The sequence below is a fragment of the Streptococcus sp. CF4-3 genome (genome assembly GCF_024295385.1).
Lineage (GTDB): Bacteria > Bacillota > Bacilli > Lactobacillales > Streptococcaceae > Streptococcus > Streptococcus infantis_I.
This window is the reverse complement of record NZ_JANCPN010000007.1, coordinates 18,872-41,040: the sequence shown is the minus strand read 5'-3', so window position 1 is coordinate 41,040 and position 22,169 is coordinate 18,872. Positions and strand designations below refer to the sequence as shown.

General features: G+C 41.0%; 15 protein-coding genes. 2 read left to right on the top strand and 13 right to left on the bottom strand.

Features of this window, described 5'->3' with window-relative positions:
- Positions 1-186: 186 nt before the first annotated feature.
- The 4 genes from NML75_RS07050 to NML75_RS07035 form a co-directional block, all read right to left on the bottom strand.
- Positions 187-2,067, bottom strand: coding sequence for a beta-N-acetylhexosaminidase (locus NML75_RS07050; RefSeq protein WP_004251013.1), 1,881 nt, complete (start codon positions 2,065-2,067; stop codon positions 187-189).
- Complete coding sequence (locus NML75_RS07045) at positions 2,061-2,930, bottom strand: ROK family protein (protein ID WP_004251012.1); 870 nt, start codon at positions 2,928-2,930, stop codon at positions 2,061-2,063. The genes NML75_RS07050 and NML75_RS07045 overlap by 7 nt, the downstream gene beginning before the upstream one ends.
- Before the next feature lie 84 nt (positions 2,931-3,014).
- Positions 3,015-5,660, bottom strand: coding sequence for an alpha-mannosidase (locus NML75_RS07040; RefSeq protein WP_074324775.1), 2,646 nt, complete (start codon positions 5,658-5,660; stop codon positions 3,015-3,017).
- A gap of 250 nt (positions 5,661-5,910) precedes the next feature.
- Complete coding sequence (locus tag NML75_RS07035; protein WP_254804306.1) at positions 5,911-7,191, bottom strand: glycoside hydrolase family 125 protein; 1,281 nt, start codon at positions 7,189-7,191, stop codon at positions 5,911-5,913.
- Between the two features lie 172 nt (positions 7,192-7,363).
- On the opposite strand from NML75_RS07035, the gene NML75_RS07030 reads away from it, so the two are divergent.
- Positions 7,364-9,448, top strand: coding sequence for a GH92 family glycosyl hydrolase (locus NML75_RS07030; RefSeq protein ID WP_254804305.1), 2,085 nt, complete (start codon positions 7,364-7,366; stop codon positions 9,446-9,448).
- Between the two features lie 426 nt (positions 9,449-9,874).
- Complete coding sequence (locus NML75_RS07025) at positions 9,875-11,323, top strand: APC family permease (RefSeq protein WP_004250998.1); 1,449 nt, start codon at positions 9,875-9,877, stop codon at positions 11,321-11,323.
- A gap of 106 nt (positions 11,324-11,429) precedes the next feature.
- On the opposite strand, the gene polA is transcribed toward NML75_RS07025, so the two are convergent.
- The 9 genes from polA to NML75_RS06980 form a co-directional block, all read right to left on the bottom strand.
- Complete coding sequence (gene polA, locus NML75_RS07020; RefSeq protein ID WP_004250997.1) at positions 11,430-14,063, bottom strand: DNA polymerase I; 2,634 nt, start codon at positions 14,061-14,063, stop codon at positions 11,430-11,432.
- A gap of 57 nt (positions 14,064-14,120) precedes the next feature.
- Positions 14,121-15,248 (bottom strand): SH3 domain-containing protein, encoded by a 1,128-nt coding sequence (locus NML75_RS07015; RefSeq protein WP_004250995.1) that lies wholly within the window; start codon positions 15,246-15,248, stop codon positions 14,121-14,123.
- Positions 15,249-15,342: 94 nt separating this feature from the next.
- The gene (locus NML75_RS07010; protein WP_004250994.1) at positions 15,343-15,609 is read right to left on the bottom strand and encodes a Veg family protein; all 267 of its coding nucleotides are present in this window, start codon (positions 15,607-15,609) and stop codon (positions 15,343-15,345) included.
- On the bottom strand, positions 15,606-16,964 hold the full coding sequence (gene dnaB, locus NML75_RS07005) for a replicative DNA helicase (protein ID WP_004250992.1): 1,359 nt from the start codon (positions 16,962-16,964) through the stop codon (positions 15,606-15,608). The genes NML75_RS07010 and dnaB overlap by 4 nt, the downstream gene beginning before the upstream one ends.
- Before the next feature lie 42 nt (positions 16,965-17,006).
- Complete coding sequence (rplI, locus tag NML75_RS07000; protein ID WP_004250991.1) at positions 17,007-17,459, bottom strand: 50S ribosomal protein L9; 453 nt, start codon at positions 17,457-17,459, stop codon at positions 17,007-17,009.
- Positions 17,456-19,303 (bottom strand): DHH family phosphoesterase, encoded by a 1,848-nt coding sequence (locus NML75_RS06995; RefSeq protein ID WP_414257287.1) that lies wholly within the window; start codon positions 19,301-19,303, stop codon positions 17,456-17,458. Before NML75_RS06995 ends, rplI begins: the two co-directional genes overlap by 4 nt.
- Positions 19,304-19,581: 278 nt before the next feature.
- A complete protein-coding gene (gene hpf / locus NML75_RS06990; protein WP_004250989.1) occupies positions 19,582-20,130 on the bottom strand; it encodes a ribosome hibernation-promoting factor, HPF/YfiA family in 549 nt (182 codons plus the stop codon).
- 79 nt (positions 20,131-20,209) lie between these two features.
- On the bottom strand, positions 20,210-20,872 hold the full coding sequence (locus NML75_RS06985; RefSeq protein WP_004250987.1) for a ComF family protein: 663 nt from the start codon (positions 20,870-20,872) through the stop codon (positions 20,210-20,212).
- Positions 20,869-22,167, bottom strand: a complete 1,299-nt coding sequence (locus NML75_RS06980; protein ID WP_025170528.1) for a DEAD/DEAH box helicase — start codon at positions 22,165-22,167, stop codon at positions 20,869-20,871. Before NML75_RS06980 ends, NML75_RS06985 begins: the two co-directional genes overlap by 4 nt.
- Positions 22,168-22,169 lie beyond the last annotated feature (2 nt).

The following is a 22,169-nucleotide window of genomic DNA, read 5'->3' as shown; positions in this document are numbered from 1 at the left end:
TTATTTTCTAAAACTTCATAATCTCACATTTTTAAACTTGATAACGTTTACAAAAATAGTATACTCTTATTTTTAGGACAGTTTAAACTACAAATTATAGAAAAAACTCCACAAATTATTTTATGTGGAGAACTTTTTATATAAGAATAGGTTTCACGGGAAACTTCTTTTCTGAATAGAGTTTTTCTAGGTCGTATAAATAGTCGAAGCTGTCGCAATGGTATGCCATTGATTAGCCGTTGTGGCTGCGAAGTCCTTATCTCCGTAGAAATCGTTGAATGGCAAAATCTCTACTTCCAACTCATCGATACGAGAGATTTCGCCTGCTAGGTAGTTTTCAATGCGACTTTCTGCTCGCTTGATTCGTTGCAATAGGCCACCCATACGGATGTCCACTGTATCCAAGCCAAAGACCTTGTTTTCTTTCAACCATTGGTGGCTAAAGAGCTTGTGGAAGGTTTCAATCTGGCTTCTTAATTTTGGTAATTCTTCCCTAGCAATTTGTTGCAAGCTCTCTTTATCACCTTTTTGATAGGCTTGACGAATGCGTCGGCCCACATCCACCTTGCCACTTAAAATAGCATTCAACTGGGCCTGGGTTTCAAAGAGATAAGCATAGTTTCCTGCTTTTTCTTTAATAGCAGAAAGAGTCTCCGCTGCCTGGGCAAAGTGAGGCTTGTCCTGTTCAGGAGTCATGTGCTTATCAAGGATTGGACAGAGAACATCCTGATAAAAGACATAGCGATTGGGGTTGATCCCGCTGAGATTATCTGGTAGATCTGGCAAGAGGTTGGCAAGATCAAGTTGCATGAAGTCCTCAACCGGTAGACCTGTATTGGTCTTGAAATGAGCTGACAAACGGTCTAAATCATTGCGGTAGCTGAGTTCTGCCCAGATTTGCAAGCTTGGCAGAATAGAGAACTGAGCTGTTTCACCACCATTGTCTCCCCAACCAGTCACAATGACTTCTTTGATCTGATTAGCACGGCAGGCTTTGTTTGCTTCGACAGCGATGAGACGACTGAAATGGTTGTGTGGTGTGAAACCAATCCACTTCCAAGCACCACCTGCAAAGGCAATATCCTGGCTAATCTTGTGGTGATTACCGAAGTTACGGTTGTATTTTTCTTCGCTATCCTGATAATAATCCCAGTAAACCAAGGTCACACGGTCTTTTAGACGGTCAAGATAAACGCGTGTTTCCTCTGGAATTTCGACATCACGGTCGTACTGGCCATCTGCTGACATGAGTTTGAAGAACATATCGCTCCACATCTGGCAGTGGAAACCATACTTGTCTGCAATATCCAGCACGCGCTCCAAGTGTTGGCACATAAGGAGACTACGATCCACAACACCATTGAGAATCAAATAGCGTCCCAAACCAACCAAGTGGGCTTCGTCCATGCCGATATTGACCTTGCGTGTTTGTAGCTTAGACAAAGTGGCAAACATCCCGTCAATCAAATCATAAACCTTTTCTTCACCGATGAGGAGAATGTCCTCTACATCACGAAGTTGCTGAACTTCTTTGACACCCCATTTGACAAAGGCTGATAAGTGAGCCAAGGTCTGGATACAAGGAACAAAAGTCATGTCAAACTGCTGGGCATAAGCTTCGATTTCCTGTAATTCTTCAGCTGAATAAGCCCCGCGGAAATAGCCAAAATAAGGTTGCCCTTCAATCTGATAGGTGTCTTCCATGTAGAGCTCAAAGATTGAATAACCCATCAGAGCCAAGACTTCAATCATCTGCTTGGCTGATGCAACATTTAGAACCGCATTTCGCGAACAGTCAGCCATGTAGGCTAAATCTTCATAAGCCGCTTGTTCTTCAATCTCTACCTTATCACCTTCTACCAAAGCTGTTGCTAGCACAGACAAGGCGCGATAGAGTTGGTGAGGTTTGCGATAAGTCAATTGATAGCTTCCGTCCTCACCCTTGATAGAGATAGAAGCTTGGTCAGACTGAGCGACTGCCACTTCTACATCTGGTAGAGAAATATGCTTTTGAAGTAAGTCTATAGCTTGCTGTTGTTTACTGCTAATTCCGGTAAAATTTACCATTGGTTTTCCTCCTGTAACCAGTTGACAAGGGCACCGTAGAGATTGGCATCCGCCTGATAGGTACAAGCTTGGATTACTGGCGCAATTGTATATTCTTCATATCTTTCCACAAAGACCTCTACCGCTTTTTGCACCCCTTTGATAAAATCTGGGTTCTGACTGATAGAGCCACCTAGGCTAATGACATCTGGGTCGATCAGGTACTGAATATTGAGTAGTCCTTGAGCTAGATTACGATTCATACGCTCAATGGCTTCTTGGCAAAGGGCATTACCTGCTGCAGCCTCTTGGTAAACCTTACGGCCATCCCAGTCTGACTGACCTGATTTTTCAATGACATAACGAACCATGTTTCCTGTAGAAGCTAGTTGTGACCAGTTATTGAGTTTTTCTGCTGGTTCGATAGTTGTCATGTAACCAAACTCTCCACCCAAGCCATGGCGACCACGGTGAATTTTGCCATTGATAATCATAGCACCGCCAATCCCTGTGCCAATGACAACACAGGCTGCATTTTCAATCTCAGGATGAGCTAGCAGTTCACTAAGTCCAACACAGTTGGCATCATTTTCTAGATGGATAGGTAGCTGGTGATGAGAAAGGGCCTGGTACCATGAAAAACCATGGATATAAGGAATGGCACTAATCCCCTCAATCACACCTGTTTCTTGATTGACCGCTCCTGGAACACTCATAGCGATTCCACTGTAGTCTTGTTCCGATAAGCGTTGGTCCAACCAAGCTAGCAAATCTTCCAGAGTTTCTGGAGTTGGGGTGCTGGTTTTATCTAAAATCTTTCCATCAGGAGTTAGACTAGCAAACTTAATGCCAGTCCCTCCGATATCAATCGTTGCAATGGTCATTGCTTTCACCTGCAAAAAGGAGCGAATCAGCAGTTTGTTCTTACTTTTTCGCTCCTCCTTTCTTTTTATGTTTACTTTTTGAAATTAAATTTCTTCTTTTTGAATGAGTTCTGTACGAATTTCCTGTGGTGCCAATAGTCCTGAATGGACTGGGTATGGGCGTTCCAACAAGTCAAGAATAGTTTGTTGTTTTTCAGACACACGGATATTTTCTTGACTCATGTTGTAGTAACGAAGGACATAACCTTCTTCATTCTCAGCCACCTTAAAGGCTGTTGGGCATACTTGTGGCAAGTTCAGAGCCGGATGGTTAAAGAGGCTACCCGTTGCTGCAACGCTACCCTCTTGTTTTGCAACTTGAAGAGCTGTAAATGACACCTGGAAGGCTTTGGCACGACGGAAAGCTGAGAAGCGTTCCCCTGCTTGGTGACATTCTACTGCAAATTCAACTTCGATATCACGCAAGCACTGAGCTTCCGGCGTTGGGAAGTAACCCCAGTCACCAAGTTCGCCTGAAGCACGAAGAAGGGTTACAGCCATGGTGTCGTCTCCAAGGATTTCGTATTCATGCAATCCTTTATTGGATACGGTTACTCCTTTTACGTCATCATACAAGCTTACAAAGGCTTGTTGGTGTTGTGGATTTTCAGGATTTTCCCAAGAAGCTGCTGGTTTATTTGGCCGTGTCACAACTTCATAGATGCTTTCAGAATCATTGCTTGGACGAGTGTTATGAGTTTTCACCAAGAGACGAATGCGGTGATCCTTGGCTGTGTTGGTAAAGCGAGTTTTAAAGCGAATCTGTGGATTGTCCACAAAGACGGTCATCTCAGTTTCAAGAGGAATAGTTGTCAACTCTTCTGAACGACCTGCATCTCGTTTCATGAACTCGATGATACCTCTTTGTTCAGCATCCAATTTTTCATCTGCACTGACTGGAATGGTCAAGTCATGTTTGAGCAAGATTTTAGCATAGCGAGCATTGTTTTCTAAGACTCCATAACCTTTCAGTTGAGCATAAATTGGCTCAGTTCCTTTCGGCTGGAAGTAAATGTACTCGTTACCAATATCTCCACGGTCCTCGAATTGGATGAAATCTTCGTAAGCTTCGTTAGTAGTCTTGTCATAGACTGTGATTCCTTCATCCACACTGACTGTTACGAATGGTGTATCAATTACTCCATTTTGGTAAATACCATCACGGTGATTTACTTGACCTTCGACCAATTGGAAGCTTGCCCAAGAAAGCGGAGCAAGGTGGACTGGGATTGTCACGCGCACTTGGCGTGCAATATATGGTTGGCGGAATTTATCCTTAGGCAAAGTATAGCCAAAATTTGCTCCCAAGTCTTCAATCTTGGCTTCAAGGACATGGCCATCCAAATCTTCAACATGGTAATCTGGCAAGGTCACGGCTGCCATCTTCTTGTAACCTTCAGTCGGATGCAATTCTTTAAAATCACAAGTCACAACATCCACTACAACACTAACTGTATCAACCTTGTCATGTAAGGCTGTGTTGACAACGGTAAAGAGGTGGTCGCTTTGCGCTTCCTGAGTTGCTATTTTATGTTTCCACTCGTTAAGAAGATTACTCTTAACAAAATTCCCGACTTGATTAACCTTTGCAAAACGAGTTTCCATTTCACGGTGAACTTCGTCAATACTACAACCACAGATACTATCGTGCGGTGCATTTTGCAGAAGTACTTTCCAAGCATAGGTCAATTGATCCTTGTGGTTGTGGCCTCCAGTGATAATGGTTAATGGTTCCACGACCTGCTCTAACAAGTTGCTATTTTCTTGGAAGGCTTGTTTGAGATAAACACGTGAAGAAGAGGTATTGGCAAGGGTGTACCAGCCATCCGTTTCCTGGCTAGTCAACTCACCTGTGACCGTTGATAATTGTTCAGGAAGGGCACTTTCCAGTGCTTGGACATATTCGTCAAATGAGCTATGAATAAAGGTCACGTCAGGGAAGAGTTCGTTTGCCACACGAATGGCTTCGCTCAAGTTCCGTTGAACTGGTTGGTGGTCGCAACCGTTCATCATCAACCATTGGTTAGTTGATGCATAGTCACGAACGTCTGCCAATTTTTGTTTCCAGAAATCCAAAGCTTCATCTTTATCCACTGGAATTTCGTTCCCGTTACTGTACCAGTTGGCAAAGAGAATACCCAGCACACGGCTACCATCAGCCCCTTGCCAGTACATCTCAGAAAATTGAGAGGTAAACTGTTCATCTTCAAGGACTTGATTGTCAAATCCGATTGGCTTGACACCGCGACCAAAGGCTGCTACGTGAATACCTGATTTTTGAAGGATTTGAGGAGCCTGCCCCATATTTCCAAAAGTATCTGGGAAATAACCAATTTGAGTAGATTTGCCCCATTTGGCACATTCCGCTTGTCCAATCAAGGTATTGCGGACGTTAGCTTCACTGGAAATCAAGTAATCATCCTGCAAGATATAGAAAGGCCCAATCTTCAATTTGCCTTCGTCGATATAACGCTGCACCTTGTCACGGTTTTCAGGGCGAATTTCTAAATAGTCATCGAGGACAATGGTTTGTCCATCTAGGTGGAAGCTCTTGAACTCAGGATCATTTTCAAAAAGATCAAAAAGATTGTCAAAAAGTTCCACCAATTGCATACGGTGACTTTCAAAAGGTAGATACCACTCACGATCCCAGTGACTGTGAGAGATGATATGTACAACAACATTTTCCATGAAGTAAAACCTCATTCTAAATTTAAATTTTTATTGTTAACGTTTTAAATGTAAATTTGTGATTCTTTCCAAGAATCAGTTGAGCGAAAACGTACTCCTTATACTCAATGAAAATCAAAGAGCAAACTAGGAAGCTAGCCGCAGGTTGCTCAAAGCACTGCTTTGAGGTTGTAGATAGAACTGACGAAGTCAGTAACATATATACGGCAAGGTGAAGCTGACGTGGTTTGAATTTGATTTTCGAAGAGTATTAGCGAATATCTAGGTAATCCAAGACCAATTCGCAGAACATCATGTTGGCCCATGAGAACCATTCACGAGAGTAGAGAGTCGGATCATCTACGTGGAAGCTTTCATGCATAACACCTGTTCCGCCATCGCAGGCAACTAGTTGGTCTAGCAAGTATTTTTTCTCAGCTTTATCTGTAGCTGTTAAGCCTTGAATTGATAGGGCAATCGGCCAGATATAACGATAGAAGGTATGAGAGCTTCCGAGACCGCTAGCGTATTCTCCTTGGTAGAAGTATGGATTTTCAGGGCTGAGAATGGTGCGACGAGTTGCTTGATACACTTCGTCATTGACATCACAATAACCAAGATATGGAGCAGCTAACAAACTTGGTACGTTAGGGTCGTCCATGATGCTAGCATTTCCTAAACCGTCTACTTCAAAGGCATAGATCTTCTCGCCCTTGCTGTTAGTCGTGTAGGCGTAATTTTCGATCCCTTCTTGGATTTCAGCTTGCAGACGTTTAGCGTCAGCAATGATGCTTTCACTATCAGCTAGACTCAATGTAGCAAAGATTTCTTGGACATAACCTAAGACAACGACTGCAAACATATTGGATGGAATCAAGTAGCTATACTGACAGCAGTCATCGCTTGGACGGAAGGCTGACCAGGCCATCCCTGTCACGGCAAAATCAGGTCCAAAACCATCATTAACCAAAGTGTCTTCCTTACGATCGGTATCACGGACGAAACGGTATGGTGAGTTCTTGTGATCTTGCTCCACCGTCCAAAGATGAAGAATCTCCTTGGTCGCTGTAACAAAAGTCTCATCAAACTGGCTAGTCTCACCAGTTTCCTTCCAAAGAAGGTAAGCCAATTGCAAGGGATAGCAAAGCGAATCTACTTCATACTTGCGTTCCCAAATCCAGCCATTGAGGTCTGTATGGTCTGTCTCGTGATGGCCCTTCCAGTTCTCCTCAATATTGAAAGAGTTGGCATAGGGATCCTTGAGAATCAAAGTCATCTGGCGTTTAACCAAACCAGCAATGGTCTGGCGCAAACGAGGGTCTCTTTTTGCCACATGAAGGTATGGTCTAAGCTGAGCAGTTGAATCCCGAAGCCACATAGCTGGGATATCCCCAGTTAGTACAAAGGTCGAGCCATCTTCTAAGATTTCAACTGTATTGTCTAAAGTGTCTGTATAGCAACGCTCAAAAACATCGACCCATTCAGGATGTTCCTTGGCACTCTCCGCTACCTCATCTAGCCACTCTCTGACGATTTCTTTAGAATAAACCATAAACTATTTTACCTCTTTCAAACAAATTTTCATTTTCAGTATATAGCTTTTAGTCCAGAAAATATATACACAAATGTTAGTCATTATTCTACAAAATTGTTATATTTAGAAGTCATTTTCTAAAAGTATCCTTTTTCTGATATAATGTAGAAAACTACAGAAGGAAATCGCTATGGAACCGATACTTGAAATCATTGATACCCGCTTTGGCACCGCGAGCAAGCATGCCTTTTCTCGAGGAAATACCCTACCTTACGCTGGAGTGCCTTTTGGGATGAATTACTTTGTTCCGCAAACTAGTGACCAGGAAGGGTCTTGGTTTTTTGATCCCCATCTTCCCATATTTCAGGGTGTTCGACTAACCCACCAGCCTAGTCCTTGGATTGGCGATTATTCTTGGTTACTACTGACTCCTGTTACAGGAGAAATCAGTGGAGACACCCTCTTCCATCGTCAGTCTTCTTATAACCTTGATCGTGCTATTTTCAATCCCCATTATCTCAGAATTTTTTCTGAGCGTTACCAGATTGAAACTCAACTCACACCTACTTGCTATGGGGCTTCTATTCAACTAAGACAGATACAAGGCAAGAAGATCTCACTCTATCTGCATGCAGCTGATGATTTATCATTAGAGCAAGTAGATGAGCGTACTGTCAACCTTGGTCAAAGCGGATTAACCGAAACCAACAAAAGCCCCCTCGTCATGTTTACTGCTCTCGCATTCTCTACGGATATTTTATCTATCAATCAAGTGGGGCAAGACTGGCGTATCGACTTGGCTGGAGCAGAAGCTCTAGTTCAACTGGCTACTTCTTTTATTTCTAAAGAACAGGCCATCTTTAATCTGCCTAGAAAAGACTTTAAAGAAACGAAATCAGAGGCTAAAGCAAGTTGGGAAGATCTTCTAGGCCGTTTTGATGTCGTGGAAACTGGCTCTGTAGACCGAACATTTTTTGATCACTGTCTTTATAGACTCTTTCTCTTCCCACAAACCTTCTATGAGGTAAATGAGCAAGGCGAGACTATTCATATAGACCTTGCTTCAGGAACGATCAAGTCTGGTCTACTCTATACCAACAATGGTTTTTGGGATACCTTCCGCACTTCATTCCCACTCTTTGCCTTGATTATTCCAGAGCACTATCGTCAGTTTCTTGAAGGTTTCCTCAATAGCTATAGAGATACTGGATATCTCCCTAAGTGGCTGGCTCCTGACGAAAGAGGGATGATGCCTGGGACTTTGATTGATGGCCTTCTTGCAGATAGTGCCTGCAAGAATATGGCACCTGAGTTTGAAGAAGAATTCCTCAAAGCCATGATTGAAACTGCTACTAAGGAAGATCCAAAAGCTATCAACGGGCGACACGGCCTAAGCCAATACCAAGAACTGGGCTATTTATCCACAGACTACCACGAAAGTGTCAGTCATACGCTAGATTATGCCTACAGCGATTTTTGTATCTCTACTTGTGCAGAAAAATTAGGTCAAGAAGAGCTAGCTCAAACCTATGCTCAATATTCTAAAAACTATCAAAACCTCTTTGACTCTGAGACGGGTTACATGAGGGCGCGTGATGTAGATGGCAACTTCCGTCCTGACTTTTCTCCCTATAGTTGGGGTCGTGACTACGCTGAGTGTTCAGCTATTCAAGCCAGTCTCGGTGTCTTACACGATATTTCTGGACTTAGCCAACTAATGGGTGGAAAAAAAGCCTTTAGCAACTATCTTTTGAAAGCTTGTCAAAGCCTCCCACTTTTTGAAACGACGGGCTATGGTTATGAAATACATGAGATGAGCGAAATGGCAACAGCACCATTTGGTCAACTAGCCATTTCCAACCAACCAAGCTTCCACATCCCTTATCTCTTTCGCTACAGTAATTATCCCCAATATACCAGTCTCTTAATCAAGACCCTCCGTCAAAAAGCCTTCCGAGCTAGCTGGGATGCTTATCCAGGCGATGAGGATAATGGTAGTCTATCGGCTTGGTATATATGGTCTGCTCTCGGACTTTACCCGACTTGCCCAGGGAAAGCAAGCTATGATCTTGGAATTCCTCTCTTTAATCACCTTCGTGTCTATCTGACAGAAAAAAATCAGTGGTTGGATGTTCGTACTCAGCAAAATTATGAACACTTCCACTTTGTACAAGACTGTCGACTGGACGGGAAAGAAAAACAAAGCATCAGCCATCAGGAATTGCTCAATGCTAAGACTCTTGACTTTACCCTCAGCTGGTTGCCAAAGCATTAATAACCTGACCCCTTTGTGCATGACAAAGGGGTCTTCTTATCCATATAAAGTTATCCACAGACTGTGAATAACCTTCAACTTTTTTTCGGAAAAGATTTTCAAGTTTTTCCAAAATGTCTTTCCAATCCAAGTTCATAGGATTTACAATAGAAATGCTGTTAGAATCCTTGTCCAATCAGGCTTTACCCCAGGTTCTCCTCTCTTATAATTCCTAAATTTCTTGTCCCCTTTACAAACGATAGCTATAAAAATATTTTTGATAGGATGGTGTCAACTTATCCACAAGTTGTGGATAAGTTTTTTCAACTAAGCAATCCTAGTGCCTATCTGTTAGCTAGCTTTTACTTTTTTTATAGTAAATTTCAAATTTTGTTAGGCGCTTTCAAAAAATCATGATATACTGAAATTATCAGAAAAGGAGACATTATGAAAAAAGATCAACACCAACTTAATTGGCTGATGGTTTCTCTGATTGCTTTCAACATGGTTTGGGGGCTAGGAAACGTCGTCAACAACTACTCTCAACAGGGAATTTCAGTAGTCGTATCTTGGGTTTTAATCCTCGCACTCTACTTTATCCCATATTCACTCATCGTCGGACAACTAGGTTCTACCTTCAAGGAAAGCGGAAGCGGTGTTAGCGACTGGGTTGAAAAAACATCAACCAAACGCCTCGCCTACTTTGCCGCTTGGACCTACTGGGTTGTGCACATCCCTTATCTCGCACAAAAACCTCAAGGAATCCTGATTCCGCTTGGATGGGCCTTGCAGGGTAACGGACAATTTCTAAAACAAATCGATATCCACTGGATTGTTATTCTCTGCTTGCTAATCTTTGGACTTTTCCTCTATCTTTCTACAAAAGGATTGACAACACTGAAAGTCATCGGTAGCTTGGCAGGAAGTGCCATGTTGATTATGTCTATACTCTTTGTGCTTTTGGCTGTCGGTCTGCCTTTCATTAAGCCAGACATCCAGTTTGCGACACCACATATGGATCAACTGAGTACCTACATTCCAAACTTTGATTTTTCTTATTTTACAACCATCTCACTACTGGTCTTTGCCGTTGGTGGTTGTGAAAAAATTTCCCCTTATGTGAATCAAACTCGCAATCCTGCAAAAGAATTTCCAAAAGGTATGATTGTCATGGCCATCATGGTAGGACTCTCTGCTATCCTTGGTTCAGTTGCCATGGGAATGCTATTTGATGGTAATAACATCCCTGAAGACCTCATGCGTAATGGTGCTTATCAAGCCTTCCAAATGTTAGGAAATTCTTGGGGAGTTGGAAATCTTTTCGTTGTGATTTACGCTCTTACAAATATGGTCGGACAAATTGCTGCGCTTGCCTTTTCTATTGACGCACCATTACAAATCCTACTCAATAATGCTGACGAAAACTACATCCCAAGCTGGCTTCGTAAACGTACTGAAAAAGGTGTCCTCATTAACGGTTACCTCCTTACAGGTGTCCTCGTTAGCCTTATCATCATCCTTCCAATTTTTGGTATCCAAGAAATTGATGGACTTGTAAAATGGATGACCAACCTCAATTCTATCGTAATGCCAATGCGTTATCTCTGGGTATTCCTTGCCTACATGATGCTTAATCGCGCTTGGAAAACATACAAAAATGCCGAATACAAGTTTGTGAACAATCCTAAGCTTGGCTTTGTAATCGGTACTTGGTGCTTCCTCTTCACTGCCTTTGCTTGTATCCTAGGTATGGTTCCAAAAATTAGCTATGCTGAGAATCCAACTGCTTGGCAATTCTCTCTTCTTACAAACATCTTGACCCCAATTATTCTGATTGGTTTAGGTGTTATTCTACCAATCCTTGCAAAAAAAGAACAAAAGAAACAAATCAAATAAATCCTACTATTAGCTAGATAGTATCACTTTTGTCTTTTCCTGAAAGAAAAATCCCCTTTGAACCATAATGTTCAAGGGGATTTCTTTTTTGTCTGATAGGCTATCTCTACTTAGCCTCATACCAAGTCACGCCTTCATTTTCATCAGCAATCAGGGGCACACTGAGTTGAATGGCTTCTTCCATGGTTTGTTTGACAAGTTTTTTAATAGATGCCAATTCTGACTTAGGCACTTCAAGAACAATTTCATCGTGTACTTGTAACAGCATCTTAGTTTGATAACGACCTGCTACCAAGGCTTTATCTAGCTGAATCATGGCAATTTTGAGAATATCTGCAGCCGATCCTTGAATAGGTGAGTTGATAGCTGTACGCTCTGCAAAACCACGAATGTTAAAGTTACGCGAATTGATATCTGGTAACTCACGACGACGTTTGAAGAGAGTCTCCACATAACCCTTATCACGCGCCTCACGAACCACTTCATCCATGTAGTTTTTAATACCTGGGAAGCGTTCAAAGTAAGTGTCGATGTATGCCTTAGCCTCTTTACGGCTGATACCTAGGTTATTGGATAAACCAAAGTCTGAAATTCCGTAAACCACTCCAAAGTTGACAGCCTTGGCATTGCGACGGTCGTTTGGAGTCACATCCTCAGGACGTTCAATTCCAAAGACACGCATGGCTGTCGAGGTATGGATATCAGCTCCTTCTTGGAAGGCCTTGATTAAGTGCTCATCTTTAGAGATATGTGCCAAAACTCGCAACTCAATCTGTGAATAGTCCGAGCTGAGAAGGACACTATCCTCCCACTCTGGCACGAAAGCCTTACGAATGAGGCGGCCTTGTTCCAAGCGAACAGGAATATTTTGCAAGTTTGGATCCACACTAGACAGACGCCCTGTCTGAGTCAAATCCTGCACATAGCGCGTGTGAATCTTGCCATCCGCTAAAATCCAATCCTGTAAACCAATCACATAAGTCGATTGAATCTTAGCAATTTGACGATAATCTAAAATTTTCTTGACGATTGGGGCAATAGGAGCTAGGCGCTCTAACACATCCACTGCTGTTGAATAACCTGTCTTGGTTTTCTTGGTGTATTCTATAGGGAGACCTAGCTTTTCAAAAAGTAGTTCGCCCAACTGCTTAGGCGAGTTGATGTTAAACTCCTCACCAGCCAATTCATAAATCTCTTGAGTTAGCTTTTCAATGACAAGCTCATTTTCAGCTTGCATCTCAAGCAAGGTTTCTTTTTTGACCTTGATTCCAGCGATTTCCATCTTAGCAAGGACAAAAGCCAGAGGTTGCTCCATATCATAGAGGAGGTCCAATTGTCCGTTTTCACTTAATTTTTCAAGTAAAACAGGCTCTGTCTCAACTAATACAGCAACCTTACGAGCCAAGTGCTCCAAGAAGGTTTCTCTCTCAGGGATAGCTTTCTTGACACCCTTACCATAGAAGGTTTCATCATCGACTAGGTAAGTTTGACCATAAAGACTAGCAATGGTTGAAATTTCATTATTCTCTACAGTAGAGAGAAGGTATTTGGCCAAGCGACTGTCAAAAGCAGGAGCCTGCAAGTCCAAACCAAAGCGATTTAAGAGAACTTTAGCTTTCTTACAGTCATATACTTTCAGAGGTGTTTTTTCTAGAAATTCCTTAAGAATCGAATCCTGCAGAAGTTCCAGCTTATCTGTAGCATAGAGTTTGTCTCCGCATGACCAAGCAAAACCAATCAATTCATCTGTATGGTAGTTTTCACCAAAAAGTTCAAAGTGGAAGATAGAGTCGGCACTCAGCATATCTTCAGTCACTTTGTCCACCATGGTGAAATTCAAAGTCTCAGCTTGATTCGCCTGAGAAGCATTCAAGGCTTGTTTGAGCTGCTTAAAGCCCATCTCATCGTAGAACTTCCCAAGGTTTTCCACATTTGGTCCACTATAGACCAAATCATCTAGACCTATCTCAATTGGCGCTTTCGTGTCGATGGTCGCTAGTGTTTTAGACAGAAAGGCTTGTTCCTTGTCATTGACAAGATTTTCCTTCATCTTGGAAGCCTTCATGCCATCGATATTTTCATAAATACCTTCCAGCGAGCCATATTCTAACAAGAGCTTGATCCCAGTCTTTTCACCAATCTTGGTCACCCCAGGGATATTATCAGACTTATCCCCCATCAGGGCCTTGAGGTCTATAAACTGAGCTGGTGTGAGTCCCATCTTTTCCATGAGGTATTCTGGTGTAAAGGCCTCAAACTCAGCCACACCTTTCTTGGAAATCTCGACCACCGTACGTTCATCCGTCAGCTGAATCAAGTCCTTGTCCCCGCTAACGATTGTTACATCAAAAGATTCCTTTTCAGCCAAGCGACCAAGAGTTCCAATGATATCATCCGCCTCATACTGAGTCAACTCATAATGGCGAATCCCAAGATGGTCTAGCAACTCACGAATGAAGGGAAATTGCTCACGAAACTCATCTGGAGTCTTCGCACGACCACCCTTATAATCTGCATACATCTCTGTACGGAAAGTCGTTTTCCCCGCATCAAAAGCAACCAAAATATGACTCGGTTGGACACGCTCCAGTAGGTGATTTAGCATCAGATGAAATCCGTAGATTGCATTGGTATGTAGTCCATTGTCATTTTTAAAACGATCCAGTTGCTGGTAAAGTGCAAAAAATGCCCGGAAAGCAACTGAAGATCCATCAATCAATAATAATTTTTTCTTGTCCATACACCCATTATAAAGGAAAGCAGGGAAAAATACCATTGCTAAGAGTTAGATTATCGGTCAAGGCTTATTGGGATTTTTTTCAACTCGCGCACCATTGCTATCAACTTGGAAACCATCGATAGTCGTATCTACTGCCAATTCTCCAGATGCGTTCACGTAATAATATTTCCCTGAAACCTGGAACCACTGACTAGCTTTCATAGCACCCGAGCTTTCGAGATAATACCAAATGCCCTTATCCTTCAACCATCCTGTCTGCATTTCTCCAGATGATTTCAAGTAGTACCACTTGGAACCGTCTTTTAGCCAACCTGTTCTCATTGAACCATTAGTTTGGAAATAGTACCAACTGCCGTTTATCTTTTTCCATCCAAGTGCGACTTTGCCATTTTCATAGTAGTACCAGACTGTTCCCTGTTTTTCCCATCCATTCTTCGAGGTTACCGTTTTAATTAAGGGGATATAACGTCTGTTCCCACTTCTTGAAATATAACTAATCCATCTATAGCCATCCTTTTCAAGAGTTTGATCATAATGAACACTCATTCCAGGTTCGTAGTAATCAATAATAGTAGATGTCAATGATGGCTGATTCATAATAGCTACTTTTTCTGTAAAGTAATGAGTTCCACTAGAAGATAGTACAGATTGATGATCCCCTACACTAGCATTCCCCACATCTTTAAAATGAATGAAACCAGTCATAGAACTTGCTTTTACTATCCTACGATAATACGTTTCTGTATAATCGTAATTGTACTCCTCGATTTCAACCATGTCTCCAATCACGTTAGAAACCCAAGCTACGTGGCCATGTGTTCCCCTCGTACTCCAAGCAATAGCTCCAATCGCTGGTCTCTGATCTACACGATATCCTTCTTTTTGAGCACGGTATCCCCATTCCTTCGCATGCCCATAAGCAGCTGGTAGTTCAAATCCATTAACACTACTTAAACGAAAGGCAGCGAAAGAGGTACACTGTCTGGAGTATAGACGCCATTTATCGATTTCTTGACTTCCATTTTTATAATAATAAGGATAATCATCTCCACGTGCCAGTGAGCCATTGTTTGCCTGATTGGCATGAACAGCTCCTCCACCAAACAAAAAAGTACCTGCTAACAGTAGGGAAGCTGTACCCACTGTCGTTCTCTTAAGAAAAGTTCCCTTTTTACTATATGTCATTCATTCTCCTTCGAATAGATAAATTTTTGAGGTTGACCTCATTTATATCATTCGAAAGAAAAAGAAAAAAGTGAGAAAACTCCCACTTTCAACCTTAATCCAAATAGTGAATCAAATTCTTTTCCGTTAAAATATCAGAATAGGTGAAGGATTCAACGTAGACGTTGGCCTGTTTGTCTCCTTCTACATCCCCAAATTCAACGATAAAGAGCGATGGATAAACTTCAATAAGTCTTCCCAAGCGATTCTTTTGGCGTTTACGACCGTTTTCTAAAGTCATTTCCACGACTTGTCCTTCATGCGCCTTGATTTCTTCTTTGATTTTTTTCATCTTGGCTACATCTGTAAATGCATCTGTCATCTTTGTTCCTCTCTCTTCGAAATACTTGAAAACTTGTTATACTCTTTTTGAAAAATCAATTCTACTGTTCCACGCGCACCGCTACGGTTCTTCTCAATAATAACTTCTACCTTGTTATTCGGAAGACCTTCCTCTTCTTCGCCACCACGTTCATAATAGTCATCTCGATAGAGAAAGGCTACGATATCCGCATCCTGCTCGATAGATCCAGACTCACGAATATCTGATAGCACCGGTCTTTTATCTTGACGTTGTTCAACACTACGTGACAGCTGACTTAGCGCGATAACAGGCACCTTCAGTTCCTTAGCCAGAATTTTCAACTGACGTGAAATCTCTGAAACCTCTTGTTGACGGTTCTCACGACCAGTCCCTGTAATTAACTGCAGGTAGTCAATCAAGATCAATCCAAGATTGCCTGTTTCCTGAGACAATTTTCTGGCGCGTGAACGAATCTCCGTAATTCGAATTCCAGGGGTATCGTCAATATAGATACTTGCTTTTGCAAGATTACCTTGAGCAATCGTATATTTGCGCCACTCTTCCTCAGTCAATTGCCCTGTACGGATAGAGTGAGACTCTACTAGTCCTTCGGCTGCCAACATACGGTCGACCAGACTCTCTGCACCCATCTCGAGAGAGAAAATTGCAACGGTCTTGTCTAGCTTGGTTCCAATATTTTGAGCAATATTCAAGGCAAAAGCAGTCTTACCAACCGCAGGACGAGCAGCAAGAATGATTAACTCCTCCTCGTGCAACCCAGTTGTCATATGATCCAAATCTTGATAACCAGTAGCAATCCCTGTAATATCAGAAGTTTGTTGTGAACGAACTTCTAAATTTCCAAAGTTAAGATTTAGGATGTCTCGAATATTTCTAAAACCACTACGATTTGCATTCTCACTGACATCGATCAAACCTTTTTCTGCTCGTGCAATGATTTCATCTACAGGACTAGAAGCCTCATATGCTTGATTGACAGACTCTGTCAACTTAGCAATCAAACGACGAAGCGTGGCTTTCTCTGCTACAATTTTTGCATAGTATTCAGCGTTTGCAGAGGTTGGTACAGAGTTGATAATCTCAACAAGGTAGGACAAGCCACCAATATTTTGCAAATCACCTTGATCATCTAATATCGTACGAACAGTCGTTGCATCAATGGCTTCGCCTCGATCTGACAAATCAACCATGGCCTGAAAAATCAAACGGTGAGCATACTTAAAGAAGTCTCGAGAGTCAATATATTCTCGAACAAATACGAGTTTACTCTCATCGATAAATATAGCTCCCAATACCGATTGTTCTGCCAAAATATCCTGGGGCTGAACTCGTAGTTCCTCTACTTCTGCCATCAGACTTTCCTTCCTTTTACAAAATCATTACTCAAATCTAGCTTAGCCTTCTTTTACACGAAGATTGATGACGCTAGTTACATCCTGATAAATTTTTACAGGTACATCAATCAAACCAACTGCTCGAATTGGAGATTGAACTTGAATATGACGTTTATCAATTTTAATTCCAAATTGTTTTTGGAGCTCTTCCGCAATTTTCTTGCTAGTAATTGAACCAAAAGTTCTTCCATCTGGACCAACTTTTTCAACAAACTCAACAATTGTTTCTTCTGCTTCAAGTTTCGCCTTAATTTCTTGTGCTTCTGCAAGAAGTTGAGCATGTGCTTTTTCTTCAGATTTTTGCTTCCCGCGCAACTCACCAATTGCTTGTGAAGTCGCTTCTTTAGCAAGGTTTTTCTTAATCAAAAAGTTTTGTGCATAACCTGTTGGCACTTCCTTGATTTCGCCTTTTTTTCCTTTGCCTTTTACATCTGCTAAAAAGATTACTTTCATTCTTCTGTCTCCTTTTCTCTAATTTCATTAGAAATAACGGTTTTTAGTTTATCACCTGCTTCTTGCAGAGTCATATCTGTCAGTCGGGCAGCTGCCAGGTTGAAGTGGCCTCCACCTCCCAACTCTTCCATAATCCGTTGCACATTGATCTTACTTCGACTTCGTGCAGAAATGGAAATATCCCCTTGGCTGTTTTTAGCAATGACAAAGCTAGCTTCAATACCTGACATAGCTAACATAGTATCAGCCGCTTTACTAATCACTACAATATCATACTCCTTATCATCCTTGGCCTGAGCTACAAGAATAGAAGGTTGTACGGCCTGTCCTTGCAAGATTAGCTCATTAACCAATCGATACTCTTCAAAGTCAGTCGCCGCAAGTTCTTGAATTACAATACTATCACTACCACGTGTTCTTAGATAACTTGCCACGTCAAAGGTTCGGCTAGTTACACGAGAAGTGAAATTCTTAGTATCCAGCATCATACCGCCCATAAGAACACTAGCTTGGATACGACTTAAGCGTGCTTTCTTAGAGTTTTGGAATTGAATTAACTCTGTTACAAGCTCGCTCGCGCTACTTGCTCCACTCTCAATATAGGTGATAACAGCATTTTCCGGGAAATCCTGATCTCGTCTATGGTGGTCAATAATGATGGTTTGTGTAAACAAATCATAAAACTCTTTTGACAAGGTTAAAGCTGTCTTAGAGTGGTCCACCATCACTAGCAAGGAACGATTAGTGACCATTCCCATAGCTTGAGTTAGAGGGATGAGTTTTGTTACTCCCTCATTCTCTAAAAATTGAATGGCACGATGAATGTCCGGAGACATTTGTTCTGCATCATAGACCACATAACTTTCATCCAAGACGTTACTCGAGAACAATTGCATACCAACAGCAGAGCCTAAAGCATCCATGTCTAAGTTTTTATGACCAACTACGAAGACACGGTCAACACTTCTCAACTTTTCAGAGATTGCCGTCATCATTGCTCTTGTACGTGTTCTTGTTCGCTTAATAGAAGCTGCAGAGCCACCACCAAAATAAATTGGATTTTTCGTCTCATCATTTTCTTTTACAACGACCTGGTCTCCACCTCGAACTTCTGCAAGGTTGAGATTTGATAAAGCAACTTTACCAATACCCTCATGATCGCCATCACCATATGACAAGCCCATACTCATGGTTAAGGCTAAATCTCGCTGCTTAGCTTCTTCACGGAAGGTATCAATTACAGAAAATTTATCCTGCATCAATTGCTCTAATACCGTATAGTCGGTAAATAAGTAAAAACGATCCATGGTCACTCTACGAGAAAACATCTGATACTTTCCAGTAAATTCTGATACAAAATTTGCGACAAAACTATTAATATGACTGATGTCTGATTCAGATGTTTCGTTCTCTAAATCATCATAATTATCTACCGAAATAATACCAATAACAGGGCGACTTGTAACCAATTCTACTGTGGCTTCGTACTCTCCAGAAACGTCAAAAAAGTAGAGCACGCCAGAATTTCTATCTAGATGCACCGCATAACGTTTTTCCCCCACATTTGCATAAATTCCAGGCGAAGATATGGATGTTTTTATAATTTCTTGAAGTTGAGGAAGGTCAATTTCTCCATCTTCCGTTGTCAACATTAACTCTGCGTAGGGATTGAACCACTCAATCTCACTGCTTTCCATGTTTAGCTTGACAACTCCAACAGGCATCTGTTCTAAGAGTGAACTTAAACTATCTTCCGCCTGATGGTTTACGTACTGGATTTGTTCAATTTCTGTTTTTTGATAAGATTTCTTCTGAAAATAAAATAGCAGAAGAAATGCCACCATTAAGAAAAATAAGCATGCTATTGTGACTAGGTTATTTTGAAGAAAAATAACCAATACAGTCATGATTATAAAGGAAATCCCAACAAATAAGTATATAAAAAAGGGATTCATTTCATTTTTTTTCATTACAAACCTCTTGCGCAATATTATACCATATTTGCACTGAAAAAGCGACCTTTAAAGAAGGAATAGCACTTGTGCTCAAATGTAGCATGTAGGAACACAAAAGGTGGTTTACACTAGTGTAAACCACCTTTTTAGTCTAAGCATATTAAGTATTATGATTCTTTCACTTCAAGAAGACCAATATCTCCATCTTCGCGTCGATAAATAACATTTGTAGTTTCATCTTCAACATCGATGTAAATGAAGAAATCATGACCCAATAAGTCCATCTGAAGAAGTGCTTCTTCAAGATCCATTGGTTTTAAATCAATTTGTTTTGAACGAACAACTTTAGGTTGAGCAGCATCTGTCTCTTCTACCAAGGTATCTGTAAATAGTTGGCTAGTAGAAACTTTATTTCTGTTTTTACGTTCAATTTTAGTTTTATTTTTACGGATTTGGCGTTCAATCTTATCTGTCACCAAATCAATAGATCCATACATATCTTGAGAAACGTCTTCTGCACGAAGAGTAATAGATCCAAGTGGAATTGTTACTTCTACCTTAGCAGTCTTTTCACGATACACTTTCAAATTTACACGCGCATCTAATTCTTGATCTGCTTGGAAGTATTTTTCGATCTTTTCGAGTTTAGAAACTACATAATCACGAATTGCTTCAGTTACTTCTAGGTTTTCACCACGGATACTATATTTAATCATATAAGTACCTTCTTTCTAAACATATTTGTTTTTCTATATTTATTATAACGCTTTCATAATCTTTTTGCAATCTTTTTCCTCATCTTACGAGGGAAAATGTTTTAACCTCTTCTGCTCCTGCATTCTCTAGCATACTCTTGACACGGTTAACAGTCGCTCCTGTCGTATAAATATCATCAATCAATAGAATCTTCTTTGGAATCCTACTGTCTTCTTTAATAAAAAACGGAAGTTCCGTGGCCAACCGCTCTGAACGATTTTTAGAAGAACTTGCTTTTTCTTCTCTTTTCCCTAATACATCCAGATGGGAAAATCCTGCCGCTTCTATTAGGCCTGCAACCTGATTAAAACCTCTTTTTGCATACCTCTCAGGGCTTAACGGTATTAAAATAAAATGATAATCCTTGTATTTTTTTAAATTCTCATTTAAAATCATAGCAAAAACTTTTCGGAGAATATAATCGCCATCAAATTTGTAACGATTAAAGAAGTCTTTCATGGCTTGATTATAACTAAAAATCGCTTCATGACTTACTTCAACCCCTTCTTTACACCAAAGTTGACAATCTTGACACGAACTTGACACTCCTTTTTTATGACAATTTGTGCAATGTTCTTCCCCAATCATTTCAAAACTTGAGTAACAAGCTAAACAAAGTGAGCCCTCCTCCTTTTTCAAAAAAAGAAGCTCTCCAAAGGTTAGATTTTTCTTCAAATGTTGGGCACATAGTAAACAAATCATAGGCCTGCCTCCTTGTTCATCAGTTTAATTTCCTTTATAGCATTCTTAATCGAACGATCTAATCCATTATGAAAGAAAATTAGATCTCCTGTAGGTCTATCCATGCTACGACCTACACGTCCTCCAATTTGAATGAGGCTTGATTTTGTAAAAATACGATGGTTTGCTTCTACGACACAGACATCAACACAAGGGAAGGTAACTCCGCGCTCCAATATTGTTGTGCTTATCAATATGGTCAATTCCCTATCCCTAAAAGCTTGAACTTGCTCTAATCTATCTTCAGTAACTGAGGATACGAAACCAATTTTCTCATTTGGAAATTTCTCTTGTAAGATTTCCTTCAACTTCTCTCCCTTTGTAATTTCTGATGCAAATATTAGTAAGGGGTAGCCAGTTCTTCTCTGGTTTTCAACATATCTTTTTAGCTTTGGTGGTAGGCGAAACTTATCCAAACATTTATCCAGATCAGATAGCCAAACCGGTTTGGGAATAATTAAAGGATTTCCATGGAACCGCCTTGGCAGGCTTAGTCGTTTTAGCTCCCCTAAGCGAACCTTCTTATCCAACTCATCTGTAGAAGTTGCAGTGAGAAAAATTCTTAGTCCGTTTTCCTTTACACAATTCTTTACAGCTTTGTAAAGCATCTTGTTGTCAACATAGGGGAATGCATCTACTTCATCTACTATTAGTAAATCAAAAGCGTGATAAAACTTTAATAATTGATGAGTTGTTGCAACAACTAGTGGTGTCCGAAAGTATGGTTCAGACTCACCATGCAGTAAAGCTATTTCACAAGCAAAGTCATTCTGCAATCGCTTATACAATTCCAAACAAACATCTATCCGTGGACTTGCTAGACAAACTGCGCCACCATCATTAATAACTTTCGCAACAACTTTATAAATCATCTCTGTCTTCCCAGCGCCAGTCACTGCATGAACTAAAGTCGGTTGCTGGTTCTCTACTGCCTGAAGTAATCCTTCTGATACTTTCTCTTGAAATGGAGTCAATTGTCCCTTCCATTTAAGAACATCTTGTTTAGGAAAATCTTCTTGAGGGAAATAATATAAGGCCTGATCACTCCTAACTCGCTTCATCAACAAACATTCTCGGCAGTAATGAGCATTAATAGGTAGAGACCATTCATCTTGAATCATACTATCACATCGTTGACAGAAGAGTTTCCCCTTCTCTTTTCTCATACTTGGCAGCTTCTCCGCCAGTTGTCGTTCTTCAGGGCTTAATTCTTGTTCTGTAAAAAGTCGGCCTAGATAGTTTGGATTTATTTTCATAC

What these genes read in the sequence shown, in the direction of transcription:
- NML75_RS07050 (WP_004251013.1), bottom strand. Translation starts at nt 2,067, where the DNA reads ATGGTAAATTTTACCGGAATTAGCAGTAAACAACAGCAAGCTATAGAC.
- NML75_RS07045 (WP_004251012.1), bottom strand. Translation starts at nt 2,930, where the DNA reads ATGACCATTGCAACGATTGATATCGGAGGGACTGGCATTAAGTTTGCT.
- NML75_RS07040 (WP_074324775.1), bottom strand. Translation starts at nt 5,660, where the DNA reads ATGGAAAATGTTGTTGTACATATCATCTCTCACAGTCACTGGGATCGT.
- NML75_RS07035 (WP_254804306.1), bottom strand. Translation starts at nt 7,191, where the DNA reads ATGGTTTATTCTAAAGAAATCGTCAGAGAGTGGCTAGATGAGGTAGCG.
- NML75_RS07030 (WP_254804305.1), top strand. Translation starts at nt 7,364, where the DNA reads ATGGAACCGATACTTGAAATCATTGATACCCGCTTTGGCACCGCGAGC.
- NML75_RS07025 (WP_004250998.1), top strand. Translation starts at nt 9,875, where the DNA reads ATGAAAAAAGATCAACACCAACTTAATTGGCTGATGGTTTCTCTGATT.
- polA (WP_004250997.1), bottom strand. Translation starts at nt 14,063, where the DNA reads ATGGACAAGAAAAAATTATTATTGATTGATGGATCTTCAGTTGCTTTC.
- NML75_RS07015 (WP_004250995.1), bottom strand. Translation starts at nt 15,248, where the DNA reads ATGACATATAGTAAAAAGGGAACTTTTCTTAAGAGAACGACAGTGGGT.
- NML75_RS07010 (WP_004250994.1), bottom strand. Translation starts at nt 15,609, where the DNA reads ATGACAGATGCATTTACAGATGTAGCCAAGATGAAAAAAATCAAAGAA.
- dnaB (WP_004250992.1), bottom strand. Translation starts at nt 16,964, where the DNA reads ATGGCAGAAGTAGAGGAACTACGAGTTCAGCCCCAGGATATTTTGGCA.
- rplI (WP_004250991.1), bottom strand. Translation starts at nt 17,459, where the DNA reads ATGAAAGTAATCTTTTTAGCAGATGTAAAAGGCAAAGGAAAAAAAGGC.
- NML75_RS06995 (WP_414257287.1), bottom strand. Translation starts at nt 19,303, where the DNA reads ATGGTGGCATTTCTTCTGCTATTTTATTTTCAGAAGAAATCTTATCAA.
- hpf (WP_004250989.1), bottom strand. Translation starts at nt 20,130, where the DNA reads ATGATTAAATATAGTATCCGTGGTGAAAACCTAGAAGTAACTGAAGCA.
- NML75_RS06985 (WP_004250987.1), bottom strand. Translation starts at nt 20,872, where the DNA reads ATGATTTGTTTACTATGTGCCCAACATTTGAAGAAAAATCTAACCTTT.
- NML75_RS06980 (WP_025170528.1), bottom strand. Translation starts at nt 22,167, where the DNA reads ATGAAAATAAATCCAAACTATCTAGGCCGACTTTTTACAGAACAAGAA.